The following is a 19437-nucleotide window of genomic DNA, read 5'->3' on the forward strand; positions in this document are numbered from 1 at the left end:
ACAAGGGGGATTAGCTCATTTGGCTAGAGCGCTACGCTGGCAGCGTAGAGGTGATCGGTTCGAATCCGATATTCTCCACTAATAATTTAAAAAATACCCAAACAGATAATTGATTCTGTTTGGGTATTTTCATTTATATCAAATTATGTTTTACACTTATATTTTATATTCTTCTTTGCTCAACAAATATTATATTGGGTCTTGCCAAAATATTGAGCAACGTTTACAAGATCATTTAAATAGCAGAAGCAAATTCACAAAAAAGGCTAAAGATTGGGAAATAAAATATTTTGAAACCTTTCCTACTCGAAGTGAAGCTTGTCAAAGAGAATTACAAATTAAAAAAATGAAAAGCAGAAAATATATCGAAAACCTAATAACAACAAAAGACTAGAGTATCCCGATACATCGGGAAAGTGACCGGTTCGAATCCGGTATTCTCCACAATATGAAAAGTCATATACTGCGCAAATAGTATGTGGCTTTTTTTGTTTTCAAATCAACTTAAAAAAATTTCACTTTTTTGAGTTTATTAGTCAATACCCCTTCTTTTCTCTTCCTACAAATTTAATTTTTCTCTTTTTACATTAAAACGAGAAAAGTTTGCATTCCTCCCAAAAACAAAACAAGATTATTTTTGTAAGACGAAATCTCAAAAATCCCAACTAACTACATACTAGACAAATACAAAAATAATTGTAAGTAAATAATTACAATATAAAATGATTTTTTCTTAAAATTTTAAATTAAATACAACAAATCTCACAATAATTTAAAATTATTTTAAGAATTAACAGAAAAAAAATGGGAATTTTCTTTGTTAAAAAAAATAAAATCCTACTTTTACGTCCGAATTTTAACAAGGCTTTCCATGATAAAAAATAAGAGCAGTTTGTTGCTCATTATCAATTGTTTACTAGTTTTCTCATTAATTTTTTATGTAATTCTGACAAAATTTACATCAAAAACAAAAACTGTTTATGTAGATAACACAGAATTATTTAATGATTTTTTAATGACTAAAGAATTAAAAAACAAAGGAGAGAAAGAATTCATATCTAGAAAAACTGCCCTTGATAATTTATATGTTCAAATTCAATCAAAATCTATAAGCGCATCACAAAAAGAAGTTTTGATTAAACAGTTTATTCAAGAAAAGGAAGAATTGGAACAATTCAATCAAATCTTCGCTGCAAATGAATCAACAAAGATTTGGTCACGAATCCACAGTTATGCAGAAGACTTTTCAAAAGAAAACGACTATGAACTAATTTTAGGCACCGACAGCAAAACAAATGTTTTATATGCCGATGAAAAAATTACCGTAACAAAAGCATTTCTTGCTTACATAAACAAAAGATATGAAGGACTTAGGTAAGTTGTTTTGTATTTTTTGTGCTTTAGTTTTAATATCCTGCAAAAAAGAAGCTAAAGAAGATTCTAGAAATTCAGAAATTAGAGATCGCTATTTCAACCTTGAAAAAATAGGATGGAAATCTCGTGCCTATACTCAAAAAGCAGATGACATTGCATTTACTGCAATTGAAGTTCCAATTCAATACTACTTATTAAAAGATTTAGGAAACGAAAATCTAATTCCAATAGATTCTCTTTATGAAGAAAACAAAAGAGAACGCGTTATTGAATTTACTTTTCAGCAAGATGAAGAAAAGGATTTACTCGACAAAAATTTCACAGGCATCGATTATACAGATGCAGTAAAATATATGTCTTTTGGCCTTCAAAAAGATTTTTATGTTGTCACTTCAAAAAAAGACACAATCGCATGTTCAGGAGTAAATTACGAACGAACATATAAAATAGCTCCTTATCAAAAAGTATTATTGTTTTTTTCGGGAATCGATCCTAATGAAAAAATACAATTAGTCTACACTGATTATCTATTTAGAAAAGGAACGCTAAAATTCCAATTTAAAGACACCTATACCCAAATAGCCTTATGATTCAACCAAAAATTAGTAAGCTTAAAAAAACTGTCGCAATATATTTAGCGATGATGATTCTTTTGGAAACACTTCAACCAATGCAAGCTTATGCATTAACAGGAGGTCCATCACAGCCAGAGTTTGAGTCCTTTACCCCTATTGGAACTTCAGACATGGTCGATCTTTCCAGTGGTGATTTTAACTATAATATTCCGATTATGGATGTTGGAGGCTATCCCATAAACTTAGCTTACAATTCTGGTGTAACTATGGATCAGGAAGCTTCATGGGTAGGATTAGGATGGGATCTAAACGTTGGTCAAATTACGAGACAAATGCGTGGTTTGCCTGATGATTTCAATGGAGATGAAATGACTTATGAAAACAACATGAAGCCTGTTGTTACTGTAGGATCGGCCTTTAATATTTTTCTAGGTGCTTTTGGTGTTAATGAGGTAAAAGCAAATGTTGGAATGAACGTTAAATACAATAATTATGATGGTTTTGGAGCTACTGCAAGCGGTGGTTTGAGCGCTCAAATTGCTAATAATATAAGAGTTGGAATGAATTTGGAATCATCCGCCTCAGAAGGTGTTTCTGTTTCACCAAGTGTATCTTATGAAAATAAAAACGCTGACAATACACTAAAAGATAATATTCCAACCGGTAATCTTGGTGTAAGCTATAATAGCAGAAAAGGTCTTGAAAGTGTAACTTATTCTGCATCTATAAATCTTAAAAAAACTAAAGATAAAAATGGCAACGATAAAACTCGTACTATTGGTGGATTTGGCGCAAGTGGATCTACATCCTTTATTGATGCATCTTATACTCCAACAAAAAGAGTTGGTATGGTCTCTTCTAATTTCATCTTTAATTTAAATATTGAAGGAGAATTTTGGGGCATCGAGCCTGGAATGAAATTTTCTGGTTATAGAACAAGTCAGGGAATAAAGAATTCTGAAAAATATAAAACTGAAAGAGCTTACGGTTTTGAAAACACATACAATGCTTCTACTGCAGACGTTTTAGATTTTAATAGAGAAAAGGAAAGAACATTTAACAAAAACACGACTTCTCTTCCTATCACGAATAACACTTATGACTTATATAACATTCAGGGACAAGGAGTTGCAGGAATGTTTAGGCCGTACAAATCTCAGGTAGGTTATGTTTTCGATAAAGAAACAAACGATGATAGTGTTGGTGCAAACTTAGGTTTAGAACTTGGTGCTGGAGGTCTAACCCATTGGGGGATTGATGCTACTGTAACTATAGGTAAAAGCAATACGTCACTCTGGAGTACATCAAATCCGGCTTTGGGAAGATTTAAGGAGAAGAAAACAAACAACAGACCTGACTATGAAAAAGTATTTTTTAAGAATATTGGAGGTAACCACGTTGACAAAGAATTAGACTTATTCAATACTAAATTAGGAGATTACGACGCAATTAAACTTGGATTAAACGGAGGCAAATTTTCAAGAAGCACTGATGTGAAATATGCTAAAAACAGTGGTGCAATTGGCTATACAGGAGTTATTAAAAGAGAATCATCTAGATTATCTAGAAATCAATCTATCCAAAAACTAACTAAAATTGAAGCAAAAAGATTTGGTTCTAAACTTCAACCAAGTGAATATTCAAGAGACCACCATACAACTGAAATCAGAATTACTAAAGAAGGTGGTGAAAGATATAATTATGGTAGAGCTGCCTACAATACTCTAAAAAGAGAAGTAACTTTTGATGTTAGTGATAAAAACAGGCCAGCTGAAAAATTAGATTATAAAAATGGATTAATTCGTTATGATTCGGGTGATAATTCTGTTAAAAATAGTAAAGACGGAGATCAATACTTTAATAGAGTTACAACACCTCCTTATGCACACTCTTATTTACTCACATCTGTTTTATCTGCAGATTATCAGGATTTAAAAAACGACGGCCCTACAGATGATGATTTAGGGACTTACACAAAATTCGAGTACGATAATAAAACTACAGACCATTTATATAAATGGAGAATCCCTTTTAAAGAAAATGTAGCCAATTATGATGAAGGCTTACGTTCGAGTAAAAAAGATGACAAAGCGAATTATCAATATGGCGAAAAAGAGCTTTTATACATCAAAAAAATTGTAACAAAGACTCACGTAGCCATTTTTCATCTTTCAGAAAGAAATGATGCTTACGGTGTTAAGGATGAAAATGGTGGTATTGGCACCGACTCTAAAATGTATAAGCTAGACAAGATTTCTCTTTACTCGAAGCCAGAATACCTGGCAGAAGGAGACAAAGCTACTCCAATAAAAGAAGCAAATTTTGAATATAATTATAGTCTGTGCCCAGGTATTGACAATAATATCAATGGCGAAGGAAAACTAACGCTTAGCAAAATTTATTTTACCTATAAAAACTCTAATATGGGTAAATATACTCCGTATGTTTTCAATTATGGTTTTAATCCAGATTATGACATGAAGGCTTATGATGTTTGGGGAAATTACAAAAAAGTGAAAGAAGGTGTAAATGAAGCTACATTAGCTCAATTATCGAATGCTGAATTTCCATTTGTGGACCAAAGAGACAGAACTCAGTCTGATGAATATGCCAGTGCTTGGCTTCTTAAATCTATTCGTTTACCATCTGGAGGACAGATGGAATTAAACTACGAAGCAGATGATTACGGTTATGTACAAAACAAGGAGGCAATGCAAATGTTCAAGGTTGTTGGAAGTGGTACAAAAGAGGGACTTACTGCCAGCAATATTTCTAATGGAATTGAGAAAAAGACTCTTGGAAAGTATATCTATGTTGCATTAGACCAAAAAATTGACAACAATTTACCTATTAATGACCCAAAAATTCCTCAATTGTTTTTTGACAAATATTTAAAAAACGTTGGAGATGCTTCTAATCCTTTATATTTCAGATTCTTACTAAACATGGTGGATCCAAATCCGCTGCCGGGTGTAGATAGTACAGATAAATATGATTATGTAACTGGATATCTTAATATCGAGGGAATTAAGAACAAGGTTGTTGACTGTGGTTTTCTCCAAGTAAACGACAAACAGTATGTTGCAATACCTGTTGATTATGTTGGAAAAGGTGATGGCTTTAATGCCAATTCACATGAAGTAAATCCGATCTCAAAAGCAGGCTGGAACTTTGGAAGACAAAACCTAAACAGATTGGTTTATAGTATGTATAACGAAGAGGATACTAATGACCTGAAAAGTATCGTGATGGAAATGATTGGTATGTTACCAGCTCTTTTGGATATCTTCAAAAGTCCTAACGCGAAATTAGAACAAAGCGAAATTGCAAGCAGGTTCGTTACTAACAAATCATGGATCAGGCTTATGCAACCTAGTGGAAAGAAAATCGGAGGCGGTACAAGGGTTAAAGATATCGCGATCAATGACCAATGGGACGTTATGACTGAAAATACCGACAACAAACTATACCAGCAATCTTATGGACAAAAATATACATACGAAACAGAAAACGGCAAATCGTCTGGTGTTGCAACTTATGAACCTTTAGGATGTAAGGAAAACCCTTTTGTAAAACCGTTCTACGATCAAAGCAAAAGAGATTTACCACTTGGCCCCGACAACACCAACTATGTTGAAGAGCCTTTTGGAGAATCATTTTTCCCTGCTCCAAAAGTAACTTATAGCCGTGTAACGGTTTCTAATTTATCTAGAGAGAAATATAATGCCTCAAATGTTGTGACGAACTCGGTGAAAAAACATGCTACAGGATCTGTAGTAACAGAGTTTTATACGACAAAAGATTTTCCAACACTTACGGACCGTACTACTCTAGCTTTAAATTATGATAAATCATCGGCATTAGCCAGTCTTCTTAATTTGAAAGTAAAAGATCATATTACTTTATCACAAGGTTTTTCTGTTCATACGAATGATATGGATGGCAAAATGAAAAATCAACGTGTGTATGGTGAAGGTCAAAAAGATTTTATTTCGGGTGTTGATTATAAATACAATACAATAACAGACACTCAAAGCAGAAATGAGGGCAGATTAAACAATACTGTTCAAACTATCGATTCAAAAGGAAATATTGCTTCTAAGCTAGTTGGTGTTGATTATGATGTAATAAATGACTTTAGAGAAAATAAATCTACGACGCAAATAGCAGGTGTTCATTACAATACGGCAGGAATACCAATATTCTTAGCTATTATTGTAGTTCCGGTTCCATTACCTAGTTACTCTCAATATGAAAGTCAGCTTCGATCTGCTGTAACCACAAAGGTTGTCCATACGACAGCTATACTCTCAGAAACTATTGCTTATGATCTTGGTTCTAAAGTATCGACAAAAAATCTTGCTTATGATGCCGAAACAGGTAACGTTTTATTAACTGAAACTGTCAACGAATACAACGATAAATACTTCAATTTTAATTTCCCTGCTTACTGGAGTTATGCTGGAATGAGTCAAGCTGCAAAAAATATTGGCTTAGAATGGGATATTACAAAAACAGGAAATAATCAATATCAATTTAACGGATCACATCTTGAATCTGATTACTTAATTGATGGTGATGAATTATGGGTAAATGGAGTTGCTCCCGACGGAAAAACGAAAACCATGATGAAAGCGTGGGCAGTACATGTCACTGATAACGATTTCAAACTTATTGACGAAAAAGGTTTACTTATTAAGCCTGAAGTTATCAATACTGGAAAAATAAAAGTAATACGTTCTGGATATAGAAATCTTCAGACGGCCTCTATGGCAAGTGTTACTTCTATGACCAATCCATTATATAATTATGATGCGAATAATAAAATAACGACGATAAAAAACAATATCGGCAATAATCCTTTTATGTCAACTACTGCCAGCAACCGTATTGTTAATGCATCTGCAATTCAATATAACAATATCTGGCCTTCACAGTGTGAGTGTAATTTGCCAAAAATGACGTTTGAAAACGGAAATCTTGTTTTTGAATATGAAAAAGAAAACAATGCTTCTGAAGAAGATGACATTATCAAAAGATCTTTCAACCCTTACTTATACAATATTTTGGGGAATTGGAGAGCAAATAAATCGTATGCTTATTTAACCGGAAGAAATTATACTCTTGATCCAACGCCACGTAAAACAGGATTCTTTAATGACTTTTTCCCATTTTACGTGTATGATCCGACAAAAAATATTTGGGGAATGACTGCTGCAAATTATGACCGTTGGACGTTTGCGTCTCAAGTTACGCAGTACAATCCTGCCGGACAGGAAGTAGAAAATAAGGATGCTTTAAATCGCTATTCTTCGGCTTTGTTTGGATACAATAATCGTTTTCCGGTTGCCGTAGCTTCAAATACCAAATACACAGAAATGGCTTCTGATGGTTTTGAAGATTATGATTTATCAAACTGTGGCACAACATCACATTTTGATTTCCAAGCACAATTAAAAACAAACGAAGTTTCCGTATCTGACAAACAATCACATACCGGAAGAAAAAGTTTGAAAATCGCTCCGACTAAAAAAGCTACTATAAAAAAACAGGTTGTTTCGTGTACTACAGCTGCAGCTGCACCAACAGTAACCGCTAAAAAATAATTAAGATTCAGATGAAATTAAAATATACATTAGTTTTTACTATTATTAGTTTTTTTATTGCTACGGCAGGCTTTGCTCAGACTTATACTGATCAGGAGATTGGATTTGATGCTGCAAGATTCACTGCTGCATTGAAAGAGCATGGAATAAATAACGAGAATATTTCTTCAGAGCTTGCGAGACTACGAGATATGAAATTAATTCAGTACAAGCAGATTAAAAAAGAAGAACAAGCTAGTGAATTGCAAAAGCTAAAAACACAGCAATTTTCAAAATCCAGCTTAAGTAAACTTGCAGCTAACGAAATTACCGAGATTCCAGCTTCAGAGAAAGCCGTATTAAAAGCATTATATGATAATAATGGAGGTGAAAACTGGGTAAATAAATCAGGATGGGACTTTAACACTCCTGTTACTTCATGGGATTTTACTACAAATACAGGTGGTTGGTATGGTATTACGGTAAGTGGCGGGCATGTTGTAGGAATAAGAATGGTTGGGCAAAATTTAACAGGTATATTACCCGATTTAAGTCCATTAACATATTTATATGAGTTGAATCTGGCAAGCAATAATTTAACTCCACAAAATATCCCACATTGGCTTACAAATCTTCCAAACTTGGAACGATTAACTCTTGGTAACTCTAATTTTAATGGTGACTTTCCAAATTTTTTGAGCTCGATGACCAAATTAACACATTTGGAATTATATCAAAATGATTTTAACGAATCTGTAATGCCTTCGTGGTTCACTCAATTACCAAATTTATTTTCACTTGAGGTTTTTGATTGTAAATTTAAAGGCCCTATTCCTGATTTATCAAGTTTAAACAAATTAAGATATCTAAGTATCGGTTTTGCTGACTTTAGTAATGAAACAATTCCTCTTTGGCTAAATAATATGCCTCAATTATTTGATTTAGACATTTCAGTAAGTAATTTAAAGGGTGAGCTTCCTGATCTATCGAACTTAACTAACTTGTATTATTTTGACTTTTCATACAATCAATTAACGGGGCCTATTCCTAATTATTTTAACAATTTTCCCAATCTGAATTATATAAGTTTACATAACAACAAGCTAACAGGGCCACTACCTGAAGTTTCAAATTTAAAAAACCTGAGACAATTATCATTTAGTGATAATCAAATAACTGGAAGTATTCCTGAATTATCAGGTGCAATTAATTTACAATCTATAAATTTCTCAAATAATAAGTTAACTGGGGTTATTCCTGATTTATCAAATTTAAACTTAACTTTTTTGCGTTTAAATTTTAATCAATTAAGCGGTCCGATACCTAATTTAAAGCCAACTCCTAATTTAGGTTATTTAGAGATGGGAAGTAACCAGCTTACCGGCACTTTACCTGACTTGTCACTATTTACCGGATTGTATGGCATTGATTTTAGTTTTAATAAGCTGACTGGTTCAATACCAAGCTATTCTTCTATAACTAATTTAAATACTTTACGCTTAGATAATAATCAATTTAGTGGCCACATTCCGAGTTTAACCTCTAATACAGCATTAACTTTTGTATCTATTAATCATAACAAGTTTCGTTTTGTAGATTTCATTGATCAATTTAATTTTCTTAATGCACGAAGTTTTGGCCATTTTCCCCAAGCAACAATTGATGAACCTCAATCATTTGATAGAAAATCGGGTGAAACCGTTACATTAAAAATGTGTTTAGATGATGTATTTGATCAAGGGGATACTTTTCAATGGTACCACAACGGACAGGAAATCTACGCTGCAACTAGCAGAATATATACAATTACAGATTTAAGACCTCGTGATTCAGGAACATATACATGCGTATCAAATCACAATATTCCTGGTATGAGATTAGCTTTATCACGATACCCTATTACCTTAAATGTGACCTGTGCTGATATACCTAATAATATTAAAATGGATAAAGAAGAAGCTGAAATTGGTGAAAATATTAATTTTTCTTTTGATCCAGCAATTACCGGCTTAATTTATTATTGGAATTTTTATGATTCTAACCATAATTTTGTATCAAATGGTGAAACAATTTCAACTACTACAAAATCATTTAATGCACCTGGAATTTACACACTGGAATTAACCGTAGATCAAGGTGAATGCCGAACTGAATTTATAAAAACTTTCACGATTAAACCTAAGCCATGTGTACCAGCTGTTGGAACTATAAACACATCAACCCAAAACATTTTAGTTAATTCAAATATTTTATTTTCATTTGAACCTTTTTCAACAAGCTCAACCTACAAATGGACATTTTATAATTTAGATAATAGCATTTCTTACACTTCAACATTTCATAGTGCGTACAATATATATAATACACCCGGTACATATAATGTAAACTTATTGATAACCGATCAAAACGGCTGTACAACTAATTTGAACAAGCAGGTTATAGTAAATGAAAGACCACCATGCGTAAATGTTATTGGAACTATATTACCGTCTTCAAATAACTTATTAACTAATAAAAACACAACATTTTCTTTCGAAACAACTTCTCAAATTGCAGGGTATAGATGGTTGTTTTATAAGTCGGACGGTTCTGTAGATTTCTTTAGTCCAATGAGTACTGTTGAAAAAACATATGCAGAACCAGGAAATTACAATATTAGTTTAGTTGTTACGGATACTAACCAATGTACAACTAGCTTTAACAAAACTGTTTCGGTTATATCATCTTGTATACCGATTAATGGAGCAATAAAATCATTATCTTCTGATATAATTGTTGGTCAAAATGTAGAATATTTCTTCGAAACTACTGCAACAAATTTGACATATGAATGGACTTTATACACAGGTTCAAACAGCAGCACAACTTTCACAACTAGTACAGCAAATATGAATTATGATGTGCCTGGAAATTACAACATTAAACTTGTAGTTACAGACTCTAACGGATGCAAAAATACTTTCAACACAACTGTCGTAGTAAATTGCGTTAAAATTCCAGGAGAAATAAAAACAGCTAATCCAGTTGTTACTCAATATGAAAGCACTACATTTTCATTTGAAACTACAGCAACTAATCTTAGATACGATTGGACATTCCATAGCTTAAATAACACACCACTTTTAGTAACATCTGAGAGCAATCCAACGGTAACATATCCTTATAACAATTCTTACAAAGTTACTTTAAGAGTTTATGATGAAAATGATTGTGCTACAGAAATAACAAAATACATATCGGTACAAAAAGCATGTCCTCCTATTATTGCATCAATAACTAGTCCTGCAACAGTTGCTACAAATGAAGTTGTTCGTTTTGGATTTACTACCAATTACTCTAGTATTGGCTATCAATGGACATTTTATAATTTAGACGGTTCTGTACGTTCCACTTCAATGGATCGCGAACCTAGCAAAACGTTTACTTCTCCAGGAGTTTATCGTATTAATCTAGAATTGACAGATTTTTCAAATTATGGTTGCAAAACTTCTATTGATAAAACCGTAACCGTAACGGGAGAATGTTCTATTCCTGGAACAATGGAATCAAATCCAGGTGAGGCAGGTATCATTTACAATCAATGGACTTCTTTTAGATTTGATACTAGTGCTTCGGATTTAAAATATGAATGGACTATTACTAAACCTAACAGCACAACCCCTGAAGTTTATTCAGATAGATACGCCTATAATTACTTTGACCAACCTGGTATCCACAAAATAGCACTTAAAGTTTCAGATAATGAAGGATGTAGCAAAACCATTGAAAAAACATACACTATACAATATGACTGCCGATGGTCAAGTTACTACGGTTACATTTACAATACGGAAAATCGTACATATGCTTTACCAAATACAGCGCTTACTTATCAATTTTATGCTTATAGTGGCAGTCCAAATTTTGATGAAATGGAGTTGCTGTGGGAGTTTGTAAATTCTGATGGTGAAGTCTTAAGTACTGCAAACACTAAAGACTTTAATGTAACACCAACAACAATTGGAAATTATACAATAAAATTTAAAACAAAAGATAAATATGGCTGTACTTCCGAATTCGGAAAAGAACTTTATGTGCAAGAGCCTTGTGAATACAGCGGTGAAAACCTTGATGGATTTATTGGCTATGAAAATGAAAATATTGCCGATTTATTAACCATCCAAATCAATCAAACCAAAGAGTTGTTATTTACTCCTTCTTATGAACCTTATAGACTTTACAGTTACAGATGGAAGGTTTATAATGCTAATGATGAACTAGTAGAATCAGGAAATAATGACAAATTATCATTGACGTTATCAAATCCAGGTTTATATAAAATTAAACTTGAAATTGAAAATGAAAGTGGATGTATTTTACACTTTTCAAAATCAATCAAATGCTTAATTGAAAATTCTTGTACTAATAACAATGCTAAATCTCAAATTGTAAGAAGCTTATATTTTGGTTTATTGAAAAATCTTATTTCAAGATCGCTTTCAAATGAAACCGATGAACATATTAATGCAAGTAATTCTACAAAAGAATATAGTTCTTTAAAGCCTTATATCACTAATCGCGTAGGAGATAAAATCTATAATTATACTACTATACGAAATGAACAAGGCAAATTAACCAGTGTTATGTTTTCATTCTCGCCAGATAGAGATTATGATGTTCAAATATTTATAAAAAAAGGATTGTGGAATTACGATTTAACTGTTGATGGAACTTTAAAAGAATTCGCCAACCGTTTTGAATCTGAGCTTTATCTTGATTTAAGCCAATACACCTCTTCAAGTGACTACCTAATTTCTTGCTATGTACAAGATGCAGAACATGTTGCCACACAAACTGTACAAAAAACGACCAAATTAAGTACGACTACCTCTTCAACATCAAATGACTGTTATAAGGCGACTGAAGTTCGATTTATTGATTTCTGTCCTACAGAAGCCTGTGTACCAACTGATGGAGTCATTCAAACAGGAAATGCTCTCTTATTGCCTCCAGTACCACCTGGTCAAAGCGCTAAAAAAATTGGCTCACGACTATAAATCATTGAAGATAAAAAAACATGGAATTTGTTTTTTAGCAAACAAATTCCATTATAAATAATAGATAACTAGATTATGGTAAACGATCTTAAAATAAAAAAATATTGGGTAATTACATTGCTAATGCTATTTTGTTCGTTGAACTCCTTTGCTCAAGAGTGCGAATATTCATGGTCCCGCAATGGTCAAATTTATGTTGCCAATAATACATACGGAGATAGTGCAGGCGCATTTTTAAATACTCCTACTAATGTTACTTTTGGGCGCTATAATTCTCCTGTTCCTGGTTTAAACTATCAATGGAATTTATATGAGGCAAACGGTACTTTAGTACAAACAGGAAGCAATATTGATTTCCCGATTACGCTTACAAAATTAGAAACATACAAAATTAAATTAGTTGTTTCAGATACAGAAGGATGTACCACATACGAACAAAATGTTACCGCCAGAAATTTGAGTGCTTGTGTTGTACCAGCAACAGATCGTTACGAGGGATACTTAGATATACAAATGCCATGGTATGGAATTGGCGTAAATGTTGAAGCTGAATTAAGACTTAATAACCCATTTGATTATAGTGACTCTAAATTCACATTTAATTGGAAATTATACAATCCTGATGGAACTCTTAACAAAACGAGTACTGAACCAGCCCTTCTAGTTACTTTAACAGAAGTTCAAGAATATAAAATAGAGTTAGAAATTAAGGATCTTGCTGGATGTAGCACTACTTTCACAAAACTGATAACACCTCTTGATACCTGTACTTATACTAGTGGTGAAAGAGAAGGATATATTGCTACTGACAACAATCCTGACAATACCGATCTTAAAGTTAATATAGATGAATCAAATAATTTTACTTTCTATTCATATGGTAATCCTGCAGAAAGCTTTACGTATCAATGGGAAGTATTCAATTCTAAAGGAATATCAATTGCAACATCTGATTTACCTGTTTTTCCTTTAACACTTACTAAAGGTGGATTTTATAGCCTCCATGTAAAAGTTACAGATCCAGTAAACGGTTGTGAAACTGAAAATATTAAAGAAATACAATGTCTTATCACTAATTCATGTACAAATGACAATTTAAAATCTCAAAAAGTACTTGAATTGTATCAAGATTTATTAGTTGATCTTTTAGCACGATCTATTCAAGGAGAAACAGATGCGCAAATTAATGCAAGCGAACCTACAGCTGAATTTATTGCATTAAAACCTTATATAACTAATGGTCCAAAAGACAAAATATACAATTATGCATCAATCGTATATAACTTCAGCGAAGGATCGTATGTTCCTGGAGTTATTGGGGCTCACTTTTCATTCTCTGCAGACAGGGATTATGACGTAATTGTTAAAATCGGATGGGAGATCGGGCGCGACTATGACCCAAAATATATCACAATCTCACAACTAAAAACTTCTATTAGAGAGGCACTTACTACCGATTTAAGCCAATACATAAGTTCAGAAGAATTTATAATGTCTTGTCTAGCAAGTCCAACGAGAAGCGCGTCAAAAACAATGGAGCGAATGTCAACAAATGATTCCGAGCTAAATATCGATTGTGATTATGGTTCACATATCAGACATATCGATTTTTGTCCAGGAACAGGCGCAACTTGCGATCCTTCAATTGTTGGATATATAGCGACTAACGATCACAATTTAACAACAACCGAAGAAACCATCCTTACATTCCATACTGATGTTCCTAATTTGACTTACACTTGGTCAATTTTAACAGAAAAAGGGGAAGTAATCAACATGAGTCAACCAGATATTACAATTCCTTATAAATATACCTTTCCTTACGAAGGCAGCTACATTATTAAAGTAACAGCAAAAGATCAAACAGGATGCAGTTCTACTTTTAGTCTTTATGGAGTTGTTCAAGATACGCATTGTGAAAATATACCTTATAGTTTCCTCTTTGAGACCACTACTGCAAATTTAAATTACATATGGACAGCAGCTGATGACAATGGCAATGTAATTAATACTGCAACAAACCAAACAGGAAAATTTACATTTACACCTGTTTTGCCCGGTTATTATGACATAACACTATCAACTAGCGGAGACGAAAATTGTCAAACCGCATTCTCTAAAAGAATTTTTATTAGTAGTTGTGGTGGTGGCAACGAAGTTTCATGTACTCGAGATAACGCATTGACACCTAAAGTACTTCGCTTGTTTATTGAACTTGTAACAAAACTTGTTAGTACACCAAATGGTACGGATGTAAATGTTTATGCACAAACTGAAATTGCAGCATTTGCACCTTATACATTAGGTTCAGATGCCAAAATTTATAAGTTTATGAATGCTCCCACTTACATATACTTCTCTTTTACTGATGGAGGTCAAATTGATGTCACTTTGCCAAAATCAGCTACAGGTACCATTACTGGTATTGACTTAAGCAGATTTTACAATCCACAAGGAATAACGAAAGTTACAACTAGTTTTAGTGATGGAACTTCCAATACCGCAACTGGAGAAGTTCATAATATTAACTTTTGCCCTGCAGCCGAATGTATCCCAATTACAGGAGTCATCAATATTGTAAAAAGAGGTTCAACACAAGCAAGTAAAAAATTAAACTCTAGTTCAAAAATATAACTCACTTTAGATAAAAACACACTAGTTGTTTTAGCAAACAAGTAGTTATAAAAAAAGATAATTAGATTATGGCAAACAATCTTAAAATAAAAAAATACTGGATAACCATTTTTTGCATGGTGTTCTTTTCTCTTTCCTCTTTTGCACAAGAGCTAAGCGATGCAACTATTGGTTTTGATGTAGCAAGAGCAAAAATTTCTTTGAAAGAGCATGGTGTTAAAGATCGGGATATTGAGCGTGAGATTTCTTTGATGCGTCAAGCTCAAGTGAACAGTTATCTTCAAATGAAAAAAATTGAAGATGAAATAGCTGAAAAATACAAACTGCAAACAAAATCGACAAACATTGCCGCTCGTTCAGTGGCAACCGCAGACGTATCTCAAACAGAAAAAGATGCACTTCTTGCCATTTATAATAATAGTGGTGGAACAAATTGGATAAACAAAACTGGTTGGGATTTTTCAACACCAGTAATTTCTTGGAATAACATTAATAAGACAGGTTGGTACGGTGTCGAAGTTACTAATGGACATATTACAAAATTAGATCTATCATATAATAATCTAGTTAATACAATCCCATCTGAAATTGCACTATTAAGTAATTTACAAATTCTTTATTTAAATAATAATAAGTTAAGTGGAAACATACCTTCGCAAATAGAATTTCTAGTAAATCTGCAAGATATAAGATTAGGCTTTAATCAATTAAATGGGACTTTTCCTTTAGAAATATTAAAATTAAATAATTTAAAGTATTTAAGTTTAACCCGAAACGCATTTACTGGAAATATTCCTTCTGATATAAAATTACTCAATAATCTTATAGCTATTGATTTGAGTTTTAATCAATTTACTGGAAATATCCCAACACAAATAGGAGAATTAGCAAATTTGGAATCTCTACAGTTATATCGCAATGAAATCAGTGGTGAGATACCAAGTACCATTGGCTTATTAACAAACCTTAAATACATCGATTTAGGAACAAACAAATTGACAGGAACCTTACCGGAAGAATTAAGTAATTTAACAAATCTACTTCAGGTAACCTTGGGAAGCAATAAATTAAGTGGTAGTATTTACCCAATTAGAACCCTAACAAATCTCACATATCTTCAATTAGAATATAATGAGTTTACTGGAGTCATTCCAACTGAAATAAGCATGTTCAATAATCTTCAACATTTATTAATGGCTGGTAATAAATTGAACGGAAGCATACCTAATGAAATAATCCAGTTAACTAATCTTGTGTATCTTCGATTATCTCAAAATAATTTAAGTGGAAATATCCCAACGCAAATAGGACAATTAAAAAAACTCACAAATTTGGATTTAAGTGGGAATCAATTAGAGGGCTCTATTCCAAAAACAATAGGTGAATTAACTTTACTGCAAGACTTGAGATTTGGTGCAAATAAGTTAACAGGACCAATTCCTTCAGAAATAAATTTATTGACCAATCTTACAGTATTTCATGTACAATACAATAAATTAACAGGGAGTATACCCAGTATAAGTCAATTAAAAAAACTTGCAGGCATTTATTTTACTTCTAATGAATTAACTGGAAATATTCCTGACATCAGTAGTCTACCACTTTTTTCATATACAGATATAAGTTATAACAAATTTCGTTTTATTGATATCGCAGACCAATATACCAATTATAAAAAATTATCACAATTTTATTCTACACCCCAATCAAAAACGGATACTGCAAAAACTATATCTGGGATATCTGGGAAAAGCATCACATTAACCATGTGCGAAGACAATCGCTACATCCCAAACGTTGATACTTTTCAGTGGTATAAGGATGGGGTTATAATAAATGGTGCTCAAACTAGAGAATACACTATAGAAAACCTTTCGAACGCAGATAAAGGGGTGTATTATTGCATCTCTAAGCATCCTGAAATGAGTAGTAATACCACTTCTTCATTATATCGTTTAATCTTAGAAAGAGAACCAATTACATTAAACATCACGAATTGTACCGCCGTTGAAGGAACAATAACATCAACATCAGATAAATTCCATACCGGCGGAGAAAGTAACTTTTCATTTGAAACAACTACAACTGGCTTGAGTTATGAATGGTCTGTAACTACAACCGAAGGAGATCCCTTAGATTCAGCCACATCAAATACATTAGGAACATACTCGTATTCTTTTGAAAACGCAGGAGATTATGAAATAAAATTAATTGTTACGGATTCAAAAGGATGCCCTACGACATTTACAAAATCTATTAAAGTAACTGAAAAATATTGCGATAAAGAACCAGTCGATTTTGTATTCGAAACAACAGCTACAAACCTAACGTATACTTGGACCGCAACGGATGCAGCTGGAACAATTGTAAATAAAGTAACAGGCTCATCGGGTATATATACATTTACGCCGCAAGTTGCTGGAGAATATATCATCGAATTAGTAGCAAGCAGTGCAACAAGCTGTAAAACGTTATTTGCAAAAAACATTACTATTGATCAATGTACCCCTTATATTTCTTGTACGAAAGACAACCCTCTTTCTCCTGAAATACATCGTCTGTTTATCGATATGATTACGAAACTAGCAAGCACTCCTGCTGGCAGTGACGTAAACACTTATGCACACAAAGAAATTGCCGCTGTAGCGCCATACACAACCGACTTAAGAGCGAAAATTTACAATTTCACAAATACAAATACAGCTATAAGCTTTTCATTTACAGAGAATGGAACTGATGATGTATACCTTCCAAAATCTGCATCAGGGTCTATTACCGCTATTGATTTGAGCAAATATGTTGATGCCTTGACTTCAACTATTACAGCAACAACTTATAGTGATGGTTCTACAAATAATTCAGATGGACATGTACGCAATATTGACTTTTGTCCAAAAGAATTATCATGTGTTTCTCACGTTGCTCTTGTAATTGACGAATCTGGTTCTATCGATCAAAGTGAAGCCAATAAAATCAAAAAACAGTTAAAATTATTCGTATTAGCTCAAGCTAAAACAAATGATGACATTGGATCTAACATTTATGTTTCTATAACAGGTATGTCTGATAGTGATACCAACAAAAGAACTGATTTTATTGAGCCAACGAAAATGACGGCGTCTAATGTCAATATGTTCTATAACTGGATCGATAGATTAGGAAAAAGATATGGCGAAACTGGAATCAGCCAAGCTTCTGACTACTGGAAAAGTGGTTTAGACGGAGCCTTGTCTTACACCATGAAACCAAATATTGTGCTTATGGTTACAGATGGAGCACAAACAGATAATGTAGCTGGCTTAAAAGAAACTTTTGCAAAATTTGACAATAATAATGCAACAGTTACAGAACCTAAATTGCCACACTTATATGTTGTAGGTCTTGAAAATGGATCTTATGTAGATCGTGATTCTTATACTAGCAAATCGGTGCCAAGAAATGAAGATCCAAATTACAATCCGTCAATGGGATCACAAAACAACCTTACGGCAAGAACAACTCCTTGGCTTACAAAATCATTACAGTATTTATTAGGGCTTACGCCGACAGAGTTTCCAAAATCTGACATTAATCAATTTACAGTTGGTACTTACTATGGACATTCTAATTTTGATTTGTTAGCATCAGACGAAACTTATTTTGCAGACAAACTTGTCGATGCAAAAGTAGTCTGTGGTACTGCGGCGATCAAAGATTTCTGCGATGACTGTTTCTCTTTCAAACCAGAACCTGGAAAAGAATACATTTTGAGTGCATGGGTGAAAGAAGAATCATCTGAACAAGTAAAAACATATACAAATCCATCGATCAAAATTTCATTTTACAACAATAAAGAAGCGCTAGATATTCCTGGACAAAGAATTGATTTTATATATGCAAAACCTAGTGGTGATATTATTGACGGCTGGCAGCGAGTTGTTCAAAAATTCAAAATACCTAGCAACACGATTACACTGGGTCTTGAATTAGAAAACATGAGTCCAAGCATTCCGGTTTACTTTGACGATATCAGAATTCACCCGCTTCAAGGAAGTATAAAATCATTTATCTATGATCCACAAACATTTAAATTGATGTCTGAACTGGATGAAAACAATTACAGTACTTTCTATGAATATGATAATGAGGGCGGACTTGTTCGTGTTAAAAAAGAAACTGCAAAAGGTGTCAAAACAATTCAAGAAACACGTTCGGGCAATGTAATAAATACAACAACTGTTAATCCTTAAGAAT

At 33.0% G+C, this 19437-nt stretch carries 7 protein-coding genes and 1 tRNA gene; all 8 read left to right on the forward strand.

Translation table 11 applies throughout. The features are described from left to right. The first annotated feature begins 4 nt into the window (after positions 1-4). The 8 genes from ACWA1B_RS00610 to ACWA1B_RS00645 all read left to right on the forward strand — a co-directional run bounded on the left by ACWA1B_RS00610 (position 5) and on the right by ACWA1B_RS00645 (position 19433). A tRNA-Ala gene (locus tag ACWA1B_RS00610) sits at positions 5-78 on the forward strand. 67 nt (positions 79-145) lie between these two features. Further along, entirely contained in the window at positions 146-394 is a 249-nt protein-coding gene (locus ACWA1B_RS00615; RefSeq protein WP_456903838.1) for a GIY-YIG nuclease family protein, read from the forward strand. 621 nt (positions 395-1015) lie between these two features. Then, a complete protein-coding gene (locus ACWA1B_RS00620) occupies positions 1016-1378 on the forward strand; it encodes an OmpH family outer membrane protein (RefSeq protein WP_456903839.1) in 363 nt (120 codons plus the stop codon). Beyond that, the gene (locus ACWA1B_RS00625; protein ID WP_456903841.1) at positions 1362-1964 is read left to right on the forward strand and encodes a hypothetical protein; all 603 of its coding nucleotides are present in this window, start codon (positions 1362-1364) and stop codon (positions 1962-1964) included. Before ACWA1B_RS00620 ends, ACWA1B_RS00625 begins: the two co-directional genes overlap by 17 nt. Further along, positions 1961-7555 carry a hypothetical protein gene (locus ACWA1B_RS00630; RefSeq protein WP_456903843.1) on the forward strand — a complete coding sequence of 1865 codons (5595 nt, stop codon included), beginning with the start codon at positions 1961-1963 and terminating at the stop codon, positions 7553-7555. The genes ACWA1B_RS00625 and ACWA1B_RS00630 overlap by 4 nt, the downstream gene beginning before the upstream one ends. Before the next feature lie 11 nt (positions 7556-7566). After that, positions 7567-12570 carry a PKD domain-containing protein gene (locus ACWA1B_RS00635; protein ID WP_456903844.1) on the forward strand — a complete coding sequence of 1668 codons (5004 nt, stop codon included), beginning with the start codon at positions 7567-7569 and terminating at the stop codon, positions 12568-12570. A 75-nt stretch (positions 12571-12645) separates the two neighbouring features. Then, positions 12646-15204: a hypothetical protein gene (locus tag ACWA1B_RS00640; protein WP_456903846.1), complete on the forward strand. Its 2559-nt coding sequence runs from the start codon at positions 12646-12648 to the stop codon at positions 15202-15204. 68 nt (positions 15205-15272) lie between these two features. Further along, complete coding sequence (locus ACWA1B_RS00645) at positions 15273-19433, forward strand: hypothetical protein (RefSeq protein ID WP_456903848.1); 4161 nt, start codon at positions 15273-15275, stop codon at positions 19431-19433. Positions 19434-19437: the final 4 nt, after the last annotated feature.

The organism is Flavobacterium xizangense (assembly GCF_054075145.1).